A 20,186-nucleotide genomic window follows, 5' to 3' on the forward strand; every position below is an offset into this window, starting at 1 on the left:
CTGAGGTTCTCAGGTGCTAAGGTTCTAAGTTTTTATTATATAGCGAACCCGGTGGATTTTTAAATTTGCCGGGGTATTTTTTTTACTTCTATTAAGCCATATAACATAGCCGTACAAAGTTTTTTTTTCGGTTGTAAAAATAATTTATAAAGAAGTATTTATACTAGGTGCATATTAGGTCAAAATTTTTATATTTGGAAAAACCTAAACCTATACAATGAGAAAATTTTTACTGTTCCTTTTTTTAATTTTATTTTCAAAAAACTATTCCCAAACTGATTATGCTTTTGTGTACAACACCGATTCCATTATTAATAAAGGTGTCAATTTACACAATGAAAAAAAATATGATGAAGCATTAAAGGAATACAAAAAAATTAGTAAAACTGATCCTAAATACTTAACTGCTCAGTATGAAATTGCATTAACACTTAGTGCACAGGAGAAAAAAAGTGAACTAAAAGCTTTTCTCGAAGATTTGCATAAAAAAGGAAAAATGGACGAAAATCCTGAACTCTTTCAGATTTATGCTATTTTTTTAAGTAATGAAAAAGAATATGAAGCTTCTGAAAAAATATTCAACGAAGGAAAAAAATATTTAGGCAATTCATCTGTATTTCTGTACAATCTCGCTGTTCTATATATACGAAAAGACGAATCTCAAAAAGCTGTAGATGTTTTAAAGGACATCCTTACAAAAAACCCAAACCATGCATCTTCTCATTATTTATTAGGAGTTACAGCTTTTGATAACGGGAAAATTACCGAAGGTACATTAGCACTTATGACTTATCTGGTTCTTTCTCCAATGGGTCCTTATGCTAATCAGGCTATCACAAATTTAAATGCAAACTATGGTCAGAATTATATCGCTGATAATAAAGTTGTTTTCTCTAAATCTGGTGATAATTTTGAAGAAATAGAAACTATTTTAAGAAATCAATTACCCTTAAAAAAAGTATATAAAATTAAATCAAGCATAGATGATAATCTAACCAGACAAGTTCAGGCTGTTGCTGAATATGCTGCCGGGCATAAAATGGAAGATGGTTTTTTTGAAACAACCTACATTCCATGGATCAAACAAATGGTTGAAAAAAATCAGTTAGAAGGTTATTCTTATTATAGTCTGCTTTCTATAGAAGACAGAGTTGGCAAGGAATTAAATAAGCAAAAGAAAAAAATTAACTCTTTTAACGATGATTATATTCAAAAAGACTTCTGGTCCGTTTTTGGAAAAAGAAATCTGGATATGTTTGGAAATACCGAAGAGGTAATCGTTTCTATTGACAAGCACAGACCATATATAGTTGGAAAACAAGTAGACGGATTATTTGATGGTAAATGTAAATATCTAAATGAATATGAAAATTTAGGAAGCGAACTTAATTTTAAAAGCGGCGTTCTCGATGGTTTACAAAAATTCTTTAATACTAAAGGAAACCTTATTGAAGAAAAATCGTTTACAGCCGGAAAACTAAACGGAAAAAGAACTACTTATTATGAAAATGGAAATATTTCTTTAACTGAGAATTATAAGGATGATGTTTTAAATGGACTCAGCACATCATATTATCCTAACGGAGGTAAAAATTGTGAAGTAAATTTCATTAATGGAGAAAAAGACGGGACCTTTATTTGTTTGTATGAAAACGGAACCAAGAAAAGTGAAATGGAATATTCTAAAAACAAACTGAATGGTAAATATGTTCATTACAATGAATCAGGAGATATTTTAGAAACATATAGTTGTATTAATGATAGTATTGAAGGTAATTATGTTCAATACTATGATGGTAAAACAATTCAATCTGAAGCTTTATATAAAAACGGAGTGATCGAAGGAACATTTAAAAGCTATTATCCAAACAAAACTTTAAAAAGAGAAAACAGTTATACTGCCGGTAAAATTACCAAGTCTGTTGAATACGGCGAAAATGGCAACAAGTCATCTGAAACTTTATACAACAATAAAGAAGAAATGGAAAGCTATGCCTACTTTGATAATCAGGGAAATAAATTTTTTGAAGAAAAATACAAAGCTGGTGAATTAAAATCGGGGCTTCAATTTACTGCAAAATCTCCTGCGGGGACAGAAGTTAGTTTAAGTAAAAAGAATTTCGAAGTAAAAAACTATAATGGGTCACCACGTATAGTTGGGAATTTTGAAAAAGGAAAAAAGAGCGGCGAATGGAAGTATTTATATGGTTCAGAAATAGTACGCTTAAAAGAGTCATACAGCAATGGAAAAAACAATGGTATTGCTACAAATTATACTCGTAACGGAGATGTTTCTTCTATAAATAACTTTGTTAACGACACAATTAGCGGGATTTATGAGGTTTATAGTGCTAATAAATTAAGCCAGATTTATCATTATGATAAAGGAGAGCAAAATGGTCCTTTTACAACTTTTTACTCAAATGGTAAAACCCTTTCAGAAGGTTTTATAATTAACAACGAATTTAATTCTGATAAAATTATATACTCTCAAAACGGAAAAATATCAAGTATTGATACTTATTTATTCGGTTATTTAACTCACACGAATACATTTGATGGCAATGACAAGATTGAAAATAGTATTGACTTTAAAAATAAAACAGGAAATTTTAGCACGACTTTCAATAATGGAATTTATACAAAAAACTGCAATTACATTAATGGCGTATTAAACGGAAAATTTACTGCAGAAGACAAACTTAAAACTAAAATTGTAGAGAGCGAGTACAAAAATGGTGTTCTTCAAAACGCTTACAAAGCGTATAGTCCGCTGGGGTCAATTCTGGTAGAGAACAATTACTACAATGGTAAATTAAATGGCTTAAACAAGTATTACGATTATGTGGGTAATTTAAGGCTGACTTTAGAATATACTCTTGGTCTTGAAAACGGAAAAACCACAAGATATTACAGTAACAAATCTAAGTTATCTGAAAGTAATCACCTGAACGATATTGATGAAGGAAATGTGACTTATTTCAATCAGAAAGGCGAACCAGTGTTAATTGTAGGATATGAAAACAATATTCCAAAATTCTTTATCAAAAAAAATAAGACTGGCGAATTAAACGAAAAAGTTTTAATTGAAAATCAAACGGCACAAGTCTCATCATTATATCCTAATGGAAAAACTGCTATTCAGTTTAATATTGTCAAAGGAAATATTGATGGCAAGTTTATCATTAACAATATCGATGGAAAAGCAGATTATGAATGTAACTATCGTAACAGCGTGCTTGATGGTGATCGTATTGAATATTATGCAAATGGAAAAATCTATAAAAAAGAGCATTTTGTTAATAATGACTACGACGGTCAGCAGCAATACTTTAAAGAAGATGGACAGCTATGGGCAGACATTTCGCTAAAAAATGACGAATTACACGGAAACACATTAATTTATAACGCTGGAAAACTAGTACAAACTAAAAAATATGATTCAGATGAATTGGTCGATATTATCAAATAAATCTTTTTTCCTGACCATTTTTATTGTTGCATATTCTACTATAATTACAGCACAAAAGTCTTTTCAGGATACTAAAATTTTATATCCGGATTATAATGAAGTTGTCATTGATAACTCTGAACTGTATGATATTTCAATTGAAAACAATGGATTGAAAATTTTACAAGACACACATTATGAGTCAATGATTTTGAATCAAAATGGTATCATTAATAACAAGGAATCTTTTTCCTATTCTGGATTAATTCCCTTAAAAAGTTATGATGCTTATACGGTCTTAAGTGATAACGGAAAAGAAAAAAAACTAAAAGTAACTCAGACTATTGAAAAACAATCTGAGCAAAGCTCTATATTCTACAATGACGTTAAAGAACGTCAGCTTACATTTCCAAGCATAGAACCCGGAGCTAAAAAAGTTTATCATTACCAGACTCAGTTTTTAGACCCGCATTTGCTTCATAAATATATATTTGGAGGAGGTCTGCCTATTCAAAATTCTGTTTTAGAAGTGAGAACAGACAAAAATGTTGTTATAGATTATAAAATTTTTAATGATCCGGATAAAACGATTACCTATTCTAAAACTGAAAAAAAAGGGAAGTTGATACACAAATGGGCTTCTTCAAACATAAAACCAGCTAAATTTGAAGATAGTGCTCCCGGATATTTATATATAGTACCTCATGTTGATTTCTACATTAAGGAGTATACAATAAATAATAAAACGACTCCGGTTTTAGGCGAGATAAATGAATTATACAACTATTACAAATCATTTGTAAAAGATCTAAACAAAAAAGAAGATCCTGATTTAAAAGCCCTTACACTTGACATTACAAAAGAGAAAAATACAGAAGAAGAAAAAGTTAAAAGTATTTTCTATTGGGTAAAAGAAAACATCAAATATATTGCTTTTGAGGATGGTTATGAAGGTTTTATTCCTCGTGAAGCCAGCTTAGTTTTTGAAAGAAAATTTGGTGACTGCAAGGATATGGCAAACCTAATATCTACTATGTCTCAATATGCGGGTCTAAAAAATGTAACTATTGCCTGGATTGGAACCCGAAGTATTCCTTATTCTTACAATGATTTGGCCACTCCGTCTGTAGACAATCATATGATCGCAATTTTTAAAAAAGATAATGATTATATTTTTCTTGATGGTACAGATAAAGAAACCCGTTACGGAATTCCTACTGCTTTTATTCAGGGAAAAGAAGTTCTTTTTACAGAAAATGATCAATACAAGATTTATCCGGTTCCAGTCATTTCAGGCGATTTAAATGAAATTAAGGAAGTTGTAAACCTAAAAATTGAAAACAGTAAATTAATCGGAAACGCAAAAATTGATCGTTATGGCTACAACCGAAGTCATGTTTTAATGCAAATTGGCGATGCATCAAACAAAACACGCCAGGATATGATTAAATCTTTAGTTTTAAAAGGCAATAATAAATTTAACCTGAAGGATTTTAAAGAAGAAAACCTTTCTAATAAAGATTTACCATACACCATAAGTTACAATTTTGATCTCGATAATTATATTGTAAAAGTAGATAAGGAAACATATGTCAATTTATTCCTTGATAAATTTTTAGAAAAAGTAATCATTTCAAAAGATCGCGTTTCACCATACGAATTTGAATATTTAACAAAATTCTCAACGCAGTATACATTAGAAATTCCAAAAAATAATACTATAAAATATCTGCCAAAAAACTTTGATTTAGATAATGATTATGTAAAAGCAAATTTCATTTATGAATTGAAAAACAATATTTTATATCTCAATGTAAGTCTTACGGTAAAGAAATTATTACTGAACAAACCTGATTTTGAGCCTTGGAATGCTACAATCAAAAAATTAAAAACTAATTATAACGAAACTATAATTTTACTCGAAAAATAATGAAAAAACAATTATTAAAAACCATTTTTTTCTTTGCGGCATTGCTCAACACTACGTTTTTCTTTGCTCAGGATTACACTTTTAAGGACTATAACTGGAACGAAAAAGATACAAAGATTGAAATTCCTAAAAATTATGAAAACGAAAAGGAAGTAATTCTAAGCCGTAATTTAAAAATAGAAGTTGTAGTAGACAAAAACACTGCAAAACAATACCGTTTGATACATGAAAAAAAGTATATAAACTCAGACGATGCCATCGAACGAAATAACAAAATTTATATTCCCTTTGGTGATAACGAAAATGTTTTGGTTACAAAAGTGCGTGTAATTTTAAAGAATGGAAAAATAAGCGTTCTGGATAAAAAAGACATTAAAGAAGAAGTTGATCAGGAAAAAGGAATGAAATACAATTACTTTGCGATTAACGGACTTGAAAAAGGTTCTGTTATTGAAAAATTGTATATTATAGAAGAAGCACCAGATTTAAAAGGAAACACGGTTAAAATGCAGGATGAATATCCAATCAGCGAATTTAACTTCGAATTAATCACTCCGGCTCATCTTGTTTTCAAAACCAAATCTTATAACGGTTTAAGTGAACCTGTTTTAGATGAAAAAAAGTTTGAACATAAAAAAGTTCTAACTATTTCTGAAAAAGATATTATAGGCTTAAATGATGACGAAGCATATTCTAATAGAGATGTAAAACTAAAACTCTTTAGATACAAATTAGATGCAAATCTTTATTCAGGTCAAAAAAACCTAAGCAATTTTAAAGAATATGCCACAACAACCTTTGAATTAATTAATCCTGTACTGGATAAAAAACAAGAAAAGGCTATCACATCTTTCTGCGGAAATATTCCTGTGTCTAAAGATCCTCAGGAACAAATCTGGAACATTGAAAATAAGATTAAAAAAACAATTATTTATGATAAATACGCAGACTCTAAAGCTGGTCTAAGCGATATTATCAGCTCAAAACAAGCAAACAGTTTAGATATTATTAAATTATATGCTGCGGTTTTTAAATATTTTAAAATCGAACAGAATCTTGTTTTTACCTCAAATCGATATAAAATTCCTTTTGATAAAGATTTTGAGAGTTACGAAAATTTAGATGAGTTTTTGTTTTACTTTCCAAATATCAAAAAATACCTAACACCTACTGAAGTAGAATACAGACTACCACTCTTCCCTAGTTATTTAGGAAACAATAATGGTTTATTTATTAAAGAGAAAATTTTTGCCGGTCTCTCTATGGGAATTGGAGAAATAAATTTTATTGAAATTCCGGGAACAGAAATTACACATGATTACATGGATATTACAGCCGATTTTACAAAAGATATCGAAAATCCATTAATTACAAGTAATATGACTTATGGAGGATATTCTGGTTTAAATTTTCAGCCAATAAAAGATTTTGTTTCTAACGATCAATATCAAACCATGCTAAAAACCATTTCTGAAAATTATACGCTGCAAACTGAATATAAAACACTTACTACAGAGAATGATGGTACTGAATTTATTGGTAAAAAACCATATAAATTAAATCTAACATTTGATGGAAAAGAAATGATGCAAAAAGCTGGAGGAAATTATTTATTTTCTGTAGGGCAGACAATTGGGAGACAAATGGAATTTTATCAGGAAAACAAAAGAGCGCTTCCTGTAGAAATCGATTATCCGCATTATTACACCCGAAAAATTAAAATTATTTTACCCGAAGGTGCAACCATTAAAAACCTGGATAAATTTGTAATGAATTTCAAAACAGATCTTAATGGTAAAACTGAAGCTGCTTTTACAAGTAATTATTCTCAAGACAAAAACGTGGTAACAATTGAAAACACAGAGTTTTACAATATTATCAATTACCCGTTAACCAGCTTCGACCAGTACAAAGCAGTTATAAATGCAGCTGCAGATTTTAATAAAATTGTGGTTATCGTAACACAATAAAGTTTTTCAGTAATTATAATGTTGCTTTAAATAACAAAACCCGACAGTTTTTAAATTGTCGGGTTTTGTATTTTAATTATTTCTTTATACCGTAAAAATATTATAAACAATAATATGATCGTCGTAGTTGATATAAAGCTGTTTGCGGTTATCTTGTTTTTTACGTGTAATAATTGAAAGTTTGCATTCTCGTCCGTCATTGTCTTTACACATAAAAGAATACACAATATCTGTATCGTTTTCTTCTCGTTCGATATAATCCAGAATACTAAAAAGCTGTATTTCCTGAGAATATACTACAATCCTGTGTTTGTCAGTATCAAGAATTACAGAAAGATTAACCAAATCAAGATTAGACCACTGCCCCCACTTTCCTTTTTCATTTTTTTCTAAAACACTAAATCCTGAAGTTTTAAAATGATAGGATTGACTCTGAACCTGTTGTAATCCAAAAGCCAAAAACAATACTAGTATATAAGTGCGAATAGAATTCATAAAATATTTCTTGCAGGTAATTAAAACTCAAATGTAGCTTTTTCTTGGCATGCAGCTTTAAAATCCGCTATCATTTGTTGAACAATTTGTTCTACAGGTAAAATTTCATGAATCAGTCCGGCAATTTGTCCTATTTCAAGTTCACCTTCTTCAAGATCACCTTCAAACATTCCTTTTTTGGCTCTTGCTCTTCCTAAAAGTGCTGCTAATTCTTCTTTAGAAGGGCATTTTTCATACAAAGCCTGAACATCATTATAAAATTTATTCTTTACCAATCGAACCGGAGCTAATTCTTTTAAAGTCAATTGAGTATCTCCTTCTTTTATACTAACTATAGTTTCTTTAAAATTATTGTGAGCCGAAGATTCTATGGATGCCGCAAAACGACTTCCAACCTGAACTCCATCAGCACCTAAAATCATTGTCGCAAGCATTCCTCTTCCTGTTGCGATTCCGCCTGCGGCAATAATTGGAATTTGTATTTTTTCCTTAACCATCGGAATTAGAGTTAAAGTAGTAGTTTCGTCACGACCGTTGTGTCCGCCAGCTTCAAAGCCTTCGGCAACAATGGCATCAACACCTGCTTCTTGTGCTTTTAGTGCAAAAACACTGCTGCTCACAACATGAACTACCGTTATCCCCTTTTCTTTTAAAAATGAAGTCCAGGTTTTAGGATTTCCTGCCGATGTAAAAACGATTTTTACACCTTCTTCAACCACGATATTCATGATCTCTTCAATATTGGGATATAACATCGGAATATTAACGCCAAACGGTTTGTCAGTTGCTTTTTTGCATTTCTGAATATGTTCTCTTAAAACATCAGGATACATTGATCCTGCTCCAATTAAACCTAAACCTCCCGCATTACTTACTGCAGATGCTAATTTATAACCACTATTCCAAATCATTCCTCCTTGAATGATTGGATATTTTATATTGAAAAGCTGTGTAATTCTGTTCATTAAAACTATTATTGTTTTATTATTTTTCCTGCTTTCTGCAAAGCTCCAGATTTAAAAGTATAAAAGTACAGTCCGCTGGTTAAGCTTTCAACAGAAAGAACCGGATTTTGATTTGTTATTTCTTTTTCAATCAGCTTTTGTCCCAAAATAGAATAAATGGACACAGAAGCAGTCTCATCAGTAAACAAAAAAGAAATATTGGATTTCGCCGGATTTGGATAAACTGAAAAATCCGATGAAGACTGAAAAGTATCAACGCTTAAAGTCGATCCAAAATTGGGAATTCCGTAACCATAATTATTATCCGGAACAGTATATTTATCTGCAGATTGAATAATCATTTGTCTAATTTCCTGATTTGTTTTCGTTGGAAAAGCCTGCCATAAACAAGCGACCATTCCTGCCATAATTGGGCATGAAAAAGAAGTTCCGTTAGCCGTACCAATAGTTCCCGTAGTACTTGAAACTACTGCGGCCACTCCTTGTGCCATTATATCTGGTTTTATTCGATTGTCAAAACTTGGACCAATAGAACTAGTAGGAGCTTTAACTTTTACAGAATTTACTGAACCAATTGTAAGAACAGATACGCCATCTGCAGGTGAGCCAATATGCTTTTCAGCAGTATTCCCTTCATTTCCGGCAGAAGCCAAAACAATAATTCCTTTGCTAAAAGCCAGTTCAGCACCTTTTGTACTAAAATTTGTTATGCCGTTCATGTCACTATAAGTATGACTATAATTTGCATTATCAAAGCCAAAATAACCCAATGAAGTTGTAATTATATCCACTCCAAAAGCATCTGCCTGTTCTGCAGCTTCAACCCAGTACGATTCTTCAACAGGATTTTCTGATGCACCATCTTCAGTAATAAATAAATAATAAGATGCATCTGGAGCGGTTCCTACCAAAGAGTTTTCTATGTAACCACCCATTGTTGATAAAACTAAAGTTCCGTGATCGCTTCCAGAATAGAAATTTGTGTTTCGGTTGACATAATCATAGCCACCTAAAATTAAATTATTGTCACGAAGTCGCTTAAAAGGTTCTGCTGTATTTACGCCTGGAAACCCTCCGTCTAAAACTGCAATTACTTTTCCGGAACCTGTATAATTCTGTTGATGCAAAACTTGTCCGTTAAGCATTTGAATTTGATTTGCAGAACTTCCGTATGCATAATCAATTGTAGTTTCCAGCTTATTTTTTACCGCTGCAATATTGTTTTCTGAAACTTTTTTTGAAGTTACATTCAAATTCTTATTTGCAAAAGTTACTTTACTAACAAATGAAAGCAGTTTTAATGCATCAATATTAGTCTGAGTTCCTCTAACATGAAGAGCATTCAACCATTTAGACTGAGCCTTTACAGTTATACCTGTACTTGCTTTTATCTGATCTACATAAGTAGTTTCCAGAGGTGCATCCGTAATATTTAATGCAATATTTTGTGCCGTACGGCGATCTAATGATCTCTGCGAAAGAGTCAGCGAGGGATTATTGAAAAAATCCTGCGAATTTGGTTTTCCTGTAAAATATACCCAGGCATCTTCTTCCTGAGAAAACATTACAATCGAAAACAATAATAAAAGAAAAGTAAAGCTATGTTTCATATATACTCTTTTAAAAGGAAATCCTTCGTAAAAAAGTATAAAGCTAAGAAATTACTCCCGAACCAACTAATTCATTCTCTAAATACCAGGCAACAAACTGCCCTTCTGTTATTGCAGATTGTGGTTCCTCAAAATGAACATACATTCCGTCTTCAAATTGATGAAGTATCGCTTTTTGCAATGGCTGACGGTAACGAATTCTCGCCATAACTTCCATTTTTTCGCCTGCTTTTAAATTCAAATCTTCACGAACCCAGTGTACTTCGGATTCTCCAACAAACAAAGCTTTTTTAAACAATCCAGGATGATTGCTAGTTAAACCAGTATAAATTGTATTAGTTTCAACATCGGTAGCAATTACAAATAACGGATCTGTAGTTCCGCCAACGTTCAATCCTTTTCTTTGGCCAACAGTAAAATAATGTGCACCTTGGTGTTTGCCCATAATTTTTCCCATTGTTGGAAGATAATGCAGCTTTTGAGCTTCTATTTTTAAATCTTCTTCTAAAGATAATTCAGCTGATTTTTCAACATTATAAATCGGATCGTTTTTATCGATCTGAACAATTGTACCTTCTTTCGGCTGTAATTTTTGCTGTAAAAACTCCGGTAAACGAACTTTTCCAATAAAACAAAGTCCTTGCGAATCTTTCTTTTCGGCAGTTACCAATTCCATTTCTGCCGCAATTTCACGAACTTCTGGTTTTGTCAACGCACCAATTGGAAATAATGCTTTAGACAATTGATCCTGCGACAACTGGCATAAAAAATAAGATTGATCTTTGTTTACATCATTTCCGGCAATCAATTGATAAACCGTTTTTCCGTCAACCTCAATTTCACTTTTTTGGCAGTAATGTCCAGTAGCAACATAATCGGCACCAAGACTTAATGCGATTTTCATAAAAACATCAAATTTGATTTCGCGGTTACAAAGCACATCAGGATTTGGAGTTCTTCCTTTTTCGTATTCGTTGAACATATAATCAACGATTTTTTCTTTGTACTCTTCGCTTAGATCGACAGTTTGAAACGGTATTCCAAGTTTTTCAGCCACCAATAAAGCATCGTTACTATCTTCTAACCAAGGACATTCGTTAGAAATAGTAACCGAATCATCGTGCCAATTTTTCATAAAAAGCCCAATAACTTCGTATCCTTGCTGCTGCAATAAATATGCGGCAACACTAGAATCTACTCCACCAGAAAGACCAACAACTACACGTTTCATTTTAAAATCTTTATAATTTTACAAGGGTGCAAAGATACGCCATATTTTAGAAAATCTAATCGGTTTCAATTAGTTTATATAATCCCGTGGTAGATAAAACTTATTGTTTAAATACTTACTTTTAATATTCAATACATTTGTCATGAAAAAATACATTTACGGCCTATTATTCTTTTTCATTTTCATGTCTTTAAGTGCACAAAGATATTCATCATCCTTAGCTGATTATGAAGCGTATAAAGCATTTAGAGGAAAACCTTTATCTGATAAATTCTCCAATATCGAATCGGTAAAAGTTGTTTATGATTTAAGGAAACAAAAAATGTATTATTTCAACAGCACTTTGATTCCGCTGCATTATGATTTTGTAACCAATTATCTGCGATACAATTACGACTTGCAAATTTTTAATAATGAGAATTACAGCAATACTTTAAAAGACAGGGATTTTTTACTGGGAAATCTCAATCATATTAAAGGAACTGATAAATGGATTTTTGAACTTGCCGCTTCAGATCACATGCCAATTCCATTAATTGAACGTTTTTTCAACTTAGTAATTCAATCCACATTTATTGGTCAAAATTTAAAATTTTATTTAAATAATCCTGAGCAGATGGAATGGTTTCGTCTGGAACAATTTAAAATTCCGTGTGTAAAATCAGATTACATTTTTAATGAAATAAAATATCAGGAAGTCGTTTCTGGAAGTAATGTCGGCATTTTAAAACAATATAAAATCAAAGATCTCGATAAAGTAAAACCAAATCCTGACGAAATTATAGTTTTAGACGGTACGCCGGATATTTTACCCAATGTAAGAGGAATTATTGTTAACGAATTGCAGACGCCGCTTAGTCATTTAGTGCTGCTGGGCAAGAACAGAAAAATTCCAATTATGGCTTATACATTGGCCTTAAAAGATGAAAACATTAAAAAATTACTTTCTAAAAAAGTAGAATTAAAAATTCAGGTTGATACTTTTTTTATAAAAGAAACTGATAAAAAGATTGTTATTAAAACGAATTCCAAAAAGAAAAAATTGACAATTGACAACACGATTACAGATTTAGTTGATTTATCTAAAATTCCTAAAAAAGGCGTTAATTATATTGGATCAAAAGCCCAAAACATGTCCTATTTGATTGCTATTTCAAAAGAAATTCCTTTTAAAACGCCCGAAGATGCGCACGCTATTCCGTTCTATTTTTATACAAAACATATTCAGAAAGAATCGATTTCACCTTTAATAAAAGAACTCTTGAATTCTACCAAAAAAGATTCAACGGTTTGGGTAAATCAGCAATTGAAAAAGATTCGTGATGCTATTAAAAAAGAACCGGCTGATCCTGAATTAATTTCAAAATTGAATGTAACGTTTAAAAATGCCAAATTCAAAAATTTCAGGTTTCGTTCCTCAACAAATGCAGAAGATTTGGACGATTTTAACGGCGCCGGATTATATGATTCTAAAACCGGAATTCTTGGAGACAGCATTAAAACATTCGAAAAAGCAATTAAACAAGTTTGGGCAAGCGTATGGAATGAAGCTTCGTATAATGAAAGAGAACTTTTTGGAATCGATCAGCAAAATATTGCCATGGGAGTTTTGGTTCATCGTTCTTTTCCAGATGAATTAGCAAATGGCGTTGTAATCACGAAAAATATTTTCAGAGAAAATTTTCCCGGAATTACAGTAAATATTCAAAAAGGAGAAAACTCTGTTGTAAAACCAGAAAAAGGCGAAATCTGCGAGCAGTTTGTAGCGTATCATTTAAACTCCGGAACTGACGATGAGGATTTTGATGTCGATTATACTTCAAACTCAAATATCAATAATAATGAGCCTTTATTAAGCAGAAAAGAAATGAGCAGGCTTTTTCTTGTGAGCCGTAAAATTGAAGAGAAAATGTACCGCTATTGGCGAAAAAACCTCTTTCATCCTGTAGATATAGAATTTAAAATTGTTGGCGAAAATCGGGATTTATATATCAAACAGGTTCGTCCATTTAATAATTAATAGAATACTAAAAGATCTATTTCGTTCGTCACTGTATTGACCAAAACAATTTTAAAATCAAAATCCTGAATATTGATTTTTTCCTGAACTGCTTTGCGGATATTTCCATTTTCTAAAGAGAAATCGTTGATGAGCGGAATTTTCACATCGACAGTATTGAGATATTTTGAAGCTTTTCTGTTTACGATAATAGACGCTGCTACATAAAAGCCAATGATGATAATTTGAAAAAATAAGAGTATTTCTATTTTTTCAAAAGGATACATAATGTCTAAAATAGAAAGCGTAATTGTGGCAAAAAGAAAGATAATCGCATTTACAGTAAATGATTGCGTTCGAAATCTTAAAATTGAAAAAATAGCAAATAAACCAAAGCCAATCCCAACTCCAATTTCAATTTTTGTGAATAAATAGCAAAGCGAAAAAGTACAGAGACCAACAATAACCATCAACGGATTTATAGTTTCGTTATCTTTTCTGTTTGAGAAAAAGTACAAAACCAAAATCGAAAAAAACAATAAAAAAAATCTTCCTGCAAGTTCGTTTAAATCCATTGAATCAAAATATTAGCACAATCAAATTTAAACAATTAGATAAAAAATCAGTCACGAATTCACGAATTTTTGTTTTATAATAAATTCGTGAATTCGTGGCTTAAAAATTTAAATATATAAATAGCTTAATTACCCATTTTAGGTTTTGAATCGGCTTTATAACTAGCTTTTGGATCGCTCATGTTAACTTCTTTAGTTAATTTCCCATTCGTATAAAACTGCCACATTCCGGCTTTTTTTCCTTTTACAAATTTTCCTTTAGAAGCTACAGCACCATCTGCATCATAAAAAACAGCATCACCTTCATACTCGTTATTTTTAAAAACAGATTGTTCCTGAATAGTCCCGTTTTGTCCTAGTTTTTTATAATTTCCTTCTTTTAAACCATTTACATACGTCATTTCTTCAGCAACTTTAGCGTTCGGATAATAAACCGTTCTTAAACCTTGTAATTTCCCTTTTTTATAGGTTTCTGAAGTCATCAAAACCTTAGAAGCTTTGTGATAATATTTCCACTCGCCTTCTCTTTCCTTTCCAACTTCTTTTCCTTCACTTACTATATTTTTATTCTGATCATAAAAAATAGTATATGAGCTTCCATCATTAGCTGTAAAATCGCGCGTTGCAATTACATCTCCTTTTTTAGTATCATCAAAAAATTTAAAAATTCCAGTTTCTTTTCCGTGACTGAAAGTTCCTTCATATCTCGGGCGTTTTGATTCGTAAACACCTTTCCAAACACCGTCTTTCTTTCCGTTAACATCTAATTTATTAAACTCCGTTTGGGCATTTACAAAGAAAACATTTAGTAATAGCAGCCCAATTATTATTTTTTTAGAAATCATCTTGTATTCAATTTTTAACTTAAACGAAAATTAGTTTCATAAAGTATGTTTTGTCATTTTCAAAGTTAAAATTTTCATTTGTTATTTGAAAAGGAAACACACTTCTTAAAATAAAAAAATCCCGATCTAATCGGGATTTTTAAAATTTATTTCTTTTTATTCTGAGTCTTTTTAGCTGCTTCCTGCTGCTCCATCACATCCTGAAGACGTTGTTGAAACTTGCTTGGTTTTTTAGGCTCTTTTAATTTATTCTCCTGAATTTGAGCGTGAATTTTCTCGCTGTCTACGATGTAATTTTTAATTACAAACATAATTCCGATAGTAATTAAGTTCGAGATAAAGTTGTACAAACTTAAACCTGCACCATAACTATTAAAGAAAATTAACATCATTAATGGCGAAACATAAATCATGATTTTCATCATTTTTGCCATATCCGGCATACCTTCCTGCTGAGGCGCAGCCATTTGCTGATCTCCAGAAGTCATTTTCATATAAAAGAAAATTGCAATTGCCGCCAAAATTGGGAACAAACTAATATGGTCTCCATACAATGGAATATTGAAAGGTAATTTTACAACCGAGTCAAAAGATGATAAATCGTCTGCCCAAAGGAAGCCTTTTTGTCTTAATTCAAAAGCTGATGGGAAAAACTGGAAAGATGCATACATAAACGGAAGCTGAATCAATGCCGGAATACATCCTGCCATTGGGTTTACTCCTGCTTTGTTGTACAGTTTCATTGTTTCCTGTTGTTTTTTCATTGGGTCTTTTTTGTATTTTTCTCCCAATTCAGTAATATCCGGACGTAAAACTTTCATTTTAGCCTGTGATAAAAACGACTTATATGTAATTGGCGACATAGCCAATTTGATAATAATAGTAAAGATAATAATTGCAATACCTAATGACAATCCAATTGTTGAACTCAGGAATCCAAACAACGGAATAAAAATTAATCTGTTAATCCAACCAAAAATTCCCCATCCTAATGGAATAATTTTTTGGAAATTTTTATCGTAAGATTTTAAAACTTTATAATCTGCTGGTCCAAAATACCATTGCATTTTATAATCAATTTCACCATTTGAAAATGCTAAAGGAACGTTTGCTTTGAACTGTTTAGTAAATACCGTATCTATTTTTTCATCATTCACTAAATTAGTTGATTCTAATTTAGATGTTGCAAATGGTTTGTCTGTTACTAAAATAGAAGTAAAGAAATGTTGTTTATAAGCTATAAAACTTACTTTTTCAACTGTCTCTTCTTCATGTTTACCTAAACCTGCATAATTTATTTTCCCATCTTCATGTTCGTAATAAATTTCGGCATAACGGTTTTCATAAGAAATACTTTTCTCATTTCTGTATGTTTTTAAATTCCACTCTAAATCTAACGGCTTAGAAGAATTTAAAACTTTATTTAATCCTTGAGAACGTATGTCAAAACCAACTAAATAATCGTTTGGTTTTAATATATATTTATATTCTAAAAACTCGTTAGCTCCTGCTTTTAAACGCATTGTTAAAATCTGGTCTGCACCATTTTTAGTCAACGTTGGTTCAAAAAATAAATCTTTAGAATTTAAAGTTCTATTATCAATCGTTTGTAATTGAATGTTTAAATTAGCATTGTTGTCTTTGATCAACTCTACTAATTGTCCCGAATTTTTCTCAAATTTTTTGAATTCTTTTAGAACAGCTTCAACTATATAACCACCTTTATTAGCGATTTTAAGTTTAATCTTCTCGTTTTCGATAGTTGTAAAAGAGTCTTTTGCAGAAGGAAGCGTAGCAGAATATGCAAATCCGCCTAAAGTTTTTTGTAATTGTGCTAATTGAACTGTATCGCCTGGTGTTGCAGCTACAACTGGTGCAGCAACAGTTTTAGCTTTATCAGCTTTTGCCTGAGCTTCTTGTTTAGCTACTAATTCTTTCTTGGCTTTTTCAGCAGCAATTTCTTTATCAGAAGGCTGATTTTGGTACATAATCCAAATCAGAATTCCGAATATCAATACAAAACCAATGATTGAATTAAGGTCAAATTTTTTTTCTTCCATTATTTATTTAAAAAAGTTATCCGTCAGAAGTTATTAGTTATGATTATAGCTTAAAAGTTACAACCTCTGAGAATATTAATTATTATTTTTTATGCGCATTTACCGCAGCAGCTACGAAATTCACAAAAATCGGGTGCGGATTTGCTACCGTACTTTTGTATTCGGGGTGATATTGTACACCAATAAAAAACGGGTGGTTATCAAGCTCTACAATTTCTACTAATCCAGTATCAGGATTAACTCCAGAAGCTTTTAGACCAGCTTTTTGCAATTCATCTGCGTATTTATTATTGTATTCATAACGGTGGCGGTGACGCTCTGAAATGGTTGTTTCACCATAAATCCTGTGTGCCAGCGTATTTGGTTTAATATCACATTTCCAAGCTCCCAAACGCATTGTTCCGCCTTTGTCTGTAACATTTTTTTGCTCTTCCATTAAACTCACAACCGGATGAGGCGTTTTATCGTTCATCTCAGTAGAATTGGCTTCAGCATAACCTAAAATATTTCTTGAATATTCGATAACAGACATCTGCATTCCTAAACAAATTCCGAAAAACGGAATGTTATTTTCACGTGCATAACGTACTGCTTCAATTTTTCCTTCAATCCCTCTTTCACCAAATCCAGGAGCAACTAAAACCCCGTCAAGAACACTTAATTTCTCAGCAACATTATCAATATTGATATGTTCTGAGTGAATAGAAATTACATTTACTTTAGTTTCATTTGCAGCACCTGCATGAATAAAGGCCTCTAAAATAGATTTGTAACAATCCTGCATTTCTACATATTTTCCAATCAAACCAATATTTACAGTTTGTTTAGGATTTTTTAATCTGCGTAAAAAAGTATTCCATGTTTTTAAATCCGGAGATGCTTTTTTAGGTAAATCTAATTTCTTCAAAGCTACAACATCTAATCCTTCTTCAAGCATTAAATTTGGAACTTCATATATCGTCGAAGCGTCAATTGACTGAATAACTGCTTCTTTTTTAACGTTACAAAACAAAGCTAGTTTTTGACGTAATTCCTGAGACAATTCGTGCTCAGTTCTACAAACCAGAATATCTGCTTTGATTCCGCTTTCCATCAAAGTTTTTACGGAGTGCTGTGTTGGTTTTGTTTTCAACTCTCCAGCAGCGGCTAAATAAGGAACTAATGTTAAATGAATAACAATTCCGTTATTTTCTCCTAATTCCCAAACTAACTGACGAACAGACTCAATATAAGGTAAAGACTCAATATCACCTACAGTTCCTCCAATTTCAGTAATTACAATATCATAATCGCCAGATTTACCCAGCAATTGCATTCTGTCTTTAATTTCGTTTGTAATATGAGGGACAACCTGAACTGTTTTTCCTAAAAATTCTCCTCTTCTTTCTTTTTCAATAACCGAAAGATAAACTCTTCCTGTTGTAACGTTATTTGCCTGAGAAGTAGGAACGTTAAGAAAACGCTCGTAATGACCTAAATCTAAATCTGTTTCCGCACCATCATCTGTTACATAACATTCTCCGTGCTCATAAGGGTTCAATGTTCCCGGATCCACATTAATATACGGATCAAATTTTTGAATAGTTGTACGGTATCCTCTTCCTTGTAACAATTTTGCTAAAGATGCTGCAATGATTCCTTTTCCTAATGAAGAAGTCACACCGCCTGTAACAAAAATATATTTTGTTTGATTCATTCTGTTGTTGTTTGTAAGTAGTTGTGTAAAAAACTTGGCAAAAGTACAAATTTAATTAGATAATTTATCAATTAGAGAATGAGATAATTTGCAAATTTTTAAACAGATTGATTACTTGGTTTTGTAATCGATAATTTTAAGCTTTTATTAGCAGTATTTTTAAGAAATATCTTTAAAATGGATTTATATATTACCAATATATAATGTCCAAAACCAATTATTTTAAGTTTTTAACCTGAGCAGTATCCTTACTTATTTTTTCAGACTTGATTACAGAATCACGATGGCGTTTTATATCTTCTCTAATAGCTTCTACCTGACTTTGAGATACTTTATTTTTCACATAATCAGATTTAACAGCAAAAAAGATAGAAAAATATACTATTAAAGGAATAAAAATCAATCCAATTCCTAACCCTAATCCTATTTTTGCAAGTTTGGCTGAAACGTTTGCTTTTTTTGCTTGTGATAAACCAATTGCTCCGAAAATTATTGCGAGAATAGCCAGCACTATATAAATTATCGTAAAAACTAAATGTGGTATAAAGACAAAAATAATTGCTAATACGGCCACTATTATTGCCAATTTACTTTCGCTTTCTCCTGTTTTTGAGGACTGAAAATTATTTTTCATTATTAGGTCTTTAATATTTACTTGTAAAAATATAAAAACACTAAAAAGAAGTTAATACACTGAAACAAAGTTACTAACAATTAAAACAGTCTTTTTTTTAGATTACTGCCCTTTTGGATATTGCTTTTTGATATTTCGAATTAACTCTTCCAAACCATTTAATTTCAACTCATAAATAAGCTGTAACTGCTGCCCCAATTCTCCTTTTGGAAAACCTTTATTGTGATACCAAACGACATAATATTCTGGTAAATCGATTAAAAAACGACCTTCGTATTTACCGAAAGGCATTTTGGTATGCGCTAATTTTATGAGAAGTTTTTTGTCTTGTTCCATTTTTTAAAGAAAAAAGAAGCAAGAAGAAAGAAAATACAAACTCATTCTTTCTTCTTGCTTCTATTACGTACAAAGTTATTCTAATTTTTCTTTTTAGATAGTGTTTCGCCACGAATTCATGAATTATACTCAAATCAATTCGTGAATTTGTAGCGAATATAAAAACTTAGAACCTTAGCTTCTTAGTAGTGCCATCTCACGAAAGCTTCCATTGCTGCATAAGTGGCTAAACCTAGCTGCTGATACAAAGCTGCTGTTTCGCTGTTTCGGTCTTCAGCTCTCTGCCAAAATTCTCTGGCGTCTGTTCCCTGAAAAACAACTCCATCTTTTTGAGACTGGTGTTTGAAGATTCCGTGACGTTTTGCCAAAACCTGATCAGGGCTCATCGG

The 20,186-nt window shown here is 31.5% G+C and carries 14 protein-coding genes and 1 pseudogene; 4 read left to right on the forward strand and 11 right to left on the reverse strand.

All coding sequences use genetic code 11. The features are described 5' to 3' along the window. The first annotated feature begins 217 nt into the window (after positions 1-217). From ASD98_RS16840 to ASD98_RS16850, 3 genes are read left to right on the forward strand one after another with little or no spacing between them, the layout of a single operon-like run. Complete coding sequence (locus ASD98_RS16840) at positions 218-3,472, forward strand: toxin-antitoxin system YwqK family antitoxin (protein WP_056206446.1); 3,255 nt, start codon at positions 218-220, stop codon at positions 3,470-3,472. Further along, positions 3,447-5,381 (forward strand): DUF3857 domain-containing protein, encoded by a 1,935-nt coding sequence (locus ASD98_RS16845; RefSeq protein ID WP_199866307.1) that lies wholly within the window; start codon positions 3,447-3,449, stop codon positions 5,379-5,381. The genes ASD98_RS16840 and ASD98_RS16845 overlap by 26 nt, the downstream gene beginning before the upstream one ends. Next, positions 5,381-7,351 (forward strand): DUF3857 domain-containing protein, encoded by a 1,971-nt coding sequence (locus ASD98_RS16850; RefSeq protein ID WP_056206450.1) that lies wholly within the window; start codon positions 5,381-5,383, stop codon positions 7,349-7,351. The genes ASD98_RS16845 and ASD98_RS16850 overlap by 1 nt, the downstream gene beginning before the upstream one ends. A gap of 84 nt (positions 7,352-7,435) precedes the next feature. On the opposite strand, the gene ASD98_RS16855 is transcribed toward ASD98_RS16850, so the two are convergent. Genes ASD98_RS16855 through mnmA form a run of 4 tightly spaced genes read right to left on the reverse strand, consistent with a single transcriptional unit; the run spans position 7,436 to position 11,652 of the window. Further along, positions 7,436-7,846 (reverse strand): hypothetical protein, encoded by a 411-nt coding sequence (locus ASD98_RS16855; protein ID WP_056206452.1) that lies wholly within the window; start codon positions 7,844-7,846, stop codon positions 7,436-7,438. Between the two features lie 20 nt (positions 7,847-7,866). Next, complete coding sequence (locus ASD98_RS16860; protein WP_056206454.1) at positions 7,867-8,811, reverse strand: nitronate monooxygenase family protein; 945 nt, start codon at positions 8,809-8,811, stop codon at positions 7,867-7,869. 8 nt (positions 8,812-8,819) lie between these two features. Then, positions 8,820-10,421, reverse strand: coding sequence for a S8 family serine peptidase (locus ASD98_RS16865; protein WP_056206456.1), 1,602 nt, complete (start codon positions 10,419-10,421; stop codon positions 8,820-8,822). 43 nt (positions 10,422-10,464) lie between these two features. Beyond that, positions 10,465-11,652 (reverse strand): tRNA 2-thiouridine(34) synthase MnmA, encoded by a 1,188-nt coding sequence (mnmA, locus tag ASD98_RS16870; RefSeq protein ID WP_056206458.1) that lies wholly within the window; start codon positions 11,650-11,652, stop codon positions 10,465-10,467. 142 nt (positions 11,653-11,794) lie between these two features. Between mnmA and ASD98_RS16875 the strand changes: the two genes are divergently transcribed. After that, positions 11,795-13,672 (forward strand): PEP/pyruvate-binding domain-containing protein, encoded by a 1,878-nt coding sequence (locus tag ASD98_RS16875; protein ID WP_056206461.1) that lies wholly within the window; start codon positions 11,795-11,797, stop codon positions 13,670-13,672. On the opposite strand, the gene ASD98_RS16880 is transcribed toward ASD98_RS16875, so the two are convergent. The 7 genes and pseudogenes from ASD98_RS16880 to ASD98_RS16910 all read right to left on the reverse strand — a co-directional run. After that, a complete protein-coding gene (locus ASD98_RS16880; RefSeq protein ID WP_056206463.1) occupies positions 13,669-14,226 on the reverse strand; it encodes a DUF4956 domain-containing protein in 558 nt (185 codons plus the stop codon). The two genes, ASD98_RS16875 and ASD98_RS16880, sit on opposite strands and share 4 nt — an antisense overlap. 125 nt (positions 14,227-14,351) lie before the next feature. Further along, the gene (locus ASD98_RS16885) at positions 14,352-15,071 is read right to left on the reverse strand and encodes a toxin-antitoxin system YwqK family antitoxin (protein WP_056206465.1); all 720 of its coding nucleotides are present in this window, start codon (positions 15,069-15,071) and stop codon (positions 14,352-14,354) included. A 146-nt stretch (positions 15,072-15,217) separates the two neighbouring features. Next, positions 15,218-17,131, reverse strand: a complete 1,914-nt coding sequence (yidC, locus tag ASD98_RS16890; RefSeq protein ID WP_056206467.1) for a membrane protein insertase YidC — start codon at positions 17,129-17,131, stop codon at positions 15,218-15,220. A gap of 82 nt (positions 17,132-17,213) precedes the next feature. Next, positions 17,214-18,827, reverse strand: coding sequence for a CTP synthase (locus tag ASD98_RS16895; RefSeq protein ID WP_056206468.1), 1,614 nt, complete (start codon positions 18,825-18,827; stop codon positions 17,214-17,216). A 217-nt stretch (positions 18,828-19,044) separates the two neighbouring features. Next, positions 19,045-19,461, reverse strand: a complete 417-nt coding sequence (locus tag ASD98_RS16900) for a hypothetical protein (RefSeq protein ID WP_056206470.1) — start codon at positions 19,459-19,461, stop codon at positions 19,045-19,047. 102 nt (positions 19,462-19,563) lie between these two features. Then, positions 19,564-19,797, reverse strand: a complete 234-nt coding sequence (locus tag ASD98_RS16905; RefSeq protein ID WP_053473755.1) for a DUF3820 family protein — start codon at positions 19,795-19,797, stop codon at positions 19,564-19,566. A 182-nt stretch (positions 19,798-19,979) separates the two neighbouring features. Beyond that, positions 19,980-20,186, reverse strand: a pseudogene (locus ASD98_RS16910) (glucosamine-6-phosphate deaminase); the annotation flags it as partial.

The sequence above is a fragment of the Flavobacterium sp. Root186 genome (genome assembly GCF_001428525.1).
Taxonomy (GTDB): domain Bacteria; phylum Bacteroidota; class Bacteroidia; order Flavobacteriales; family Flavobacteriaceae; genus Flavobacterium.

Bases quoted from the DNA above. Each gene is read 5' to 3' on its own strand.
- ASD98_RS16840 (WP_056206446.1), top strand. From the start codon at position 218: ATGAGAAAATTTTTACTGTTCCTTTTTTTAATTTTATTTTCAAAAAAC.
- ASD98_RS16845 (WP_199866307.1), top strand. From the start codon at position 3,447: ATGAATTGGTCGATATTATCAAATAAATCTTTTTTCCTGACCATTTTT.
- ASD98_RS16850 (WP_056206450.1), top strand. From the start codon at position 5,381: ATGAAAAAACAATTATTAAAAACCATTTTTTTCTTTGCGGCATTGCTC.
- ASD98_RS16855 (WP_056206452.1), bottom strand. From the start codon at position 7,846: ATGAATTCTATTCGCACTTATATACTAGTATTGTTTTTGGCTTTTGGA.
- ASD98_RS16860 (WP_056206454.1), bottom strand. From the start codon at position 8,811: ATGAACAGAATTACACAGCTTTTCAATATAAAATATCCAATCATTCAA.
- ASD98_RS16865 (WP_056206456.1), bottom strand. From the start codon at position 10,421: ATGAAACATAGCTTTACTTTTCTTTTATTATTGTTTTCGATTGTAATG.
- mnmA (WP_056206458.1), bottom strand. From the start codon at position 11,652: ATGAAACGTGTAGTTGTTGGTCTTTCTGGTGGAGTAGATTCTAGTGTT.
- ASD98_RS16875 (WP_056206461.1), top strand. From the start codon at position 11,795: ATGAAAAAATACATTTACGGCCTATTATTCTTTTTCATTTTCATGTCT.
- ASD98_RS16880 (WP_056206463.1), bottom strand. From the start codon at position 14,226: ATGGATTTAAACGAACTTGCAGGAAGATTTTTTTTATTGTTTTTTTCG.
- ASD98_RS16885 (WP_056206465.1), bottom strand. From the start codon at position 15,071: ATGATTTCTAAAAAAATAATAATTGGGCTGCTATTACTAAATGTTTTC.
- yidC (WP_056206467.1), bottom strand. From the start codon at position 17,131: ATGGAAGAAAAAAAATTTGACCTTAATTCAATCATTGGTTTTGTATTG.
- ASD98_RS16895 (WP_056206468.1), bottom strand. From the start codon at position 18,827: ATGAATCAAACAAAATATATTTTTGTTACAGGCGGTGTGACTTCTTCA.
- ASD98_RS16900 (WP_056206470.1), bottom strand. From the start codon at position 19,461: ATGAAAAATAATTTTCAGTCCTCAAAAACAGGAGAAAGCGAAAGTAAA.
- ASD98_RS16905 (WP_053473755.1), bottom strand. From the start codon at position 19,797: ATGGAACAAGACAAAAAACTTCTCATAAAATTAGCGCATACCAAAATG.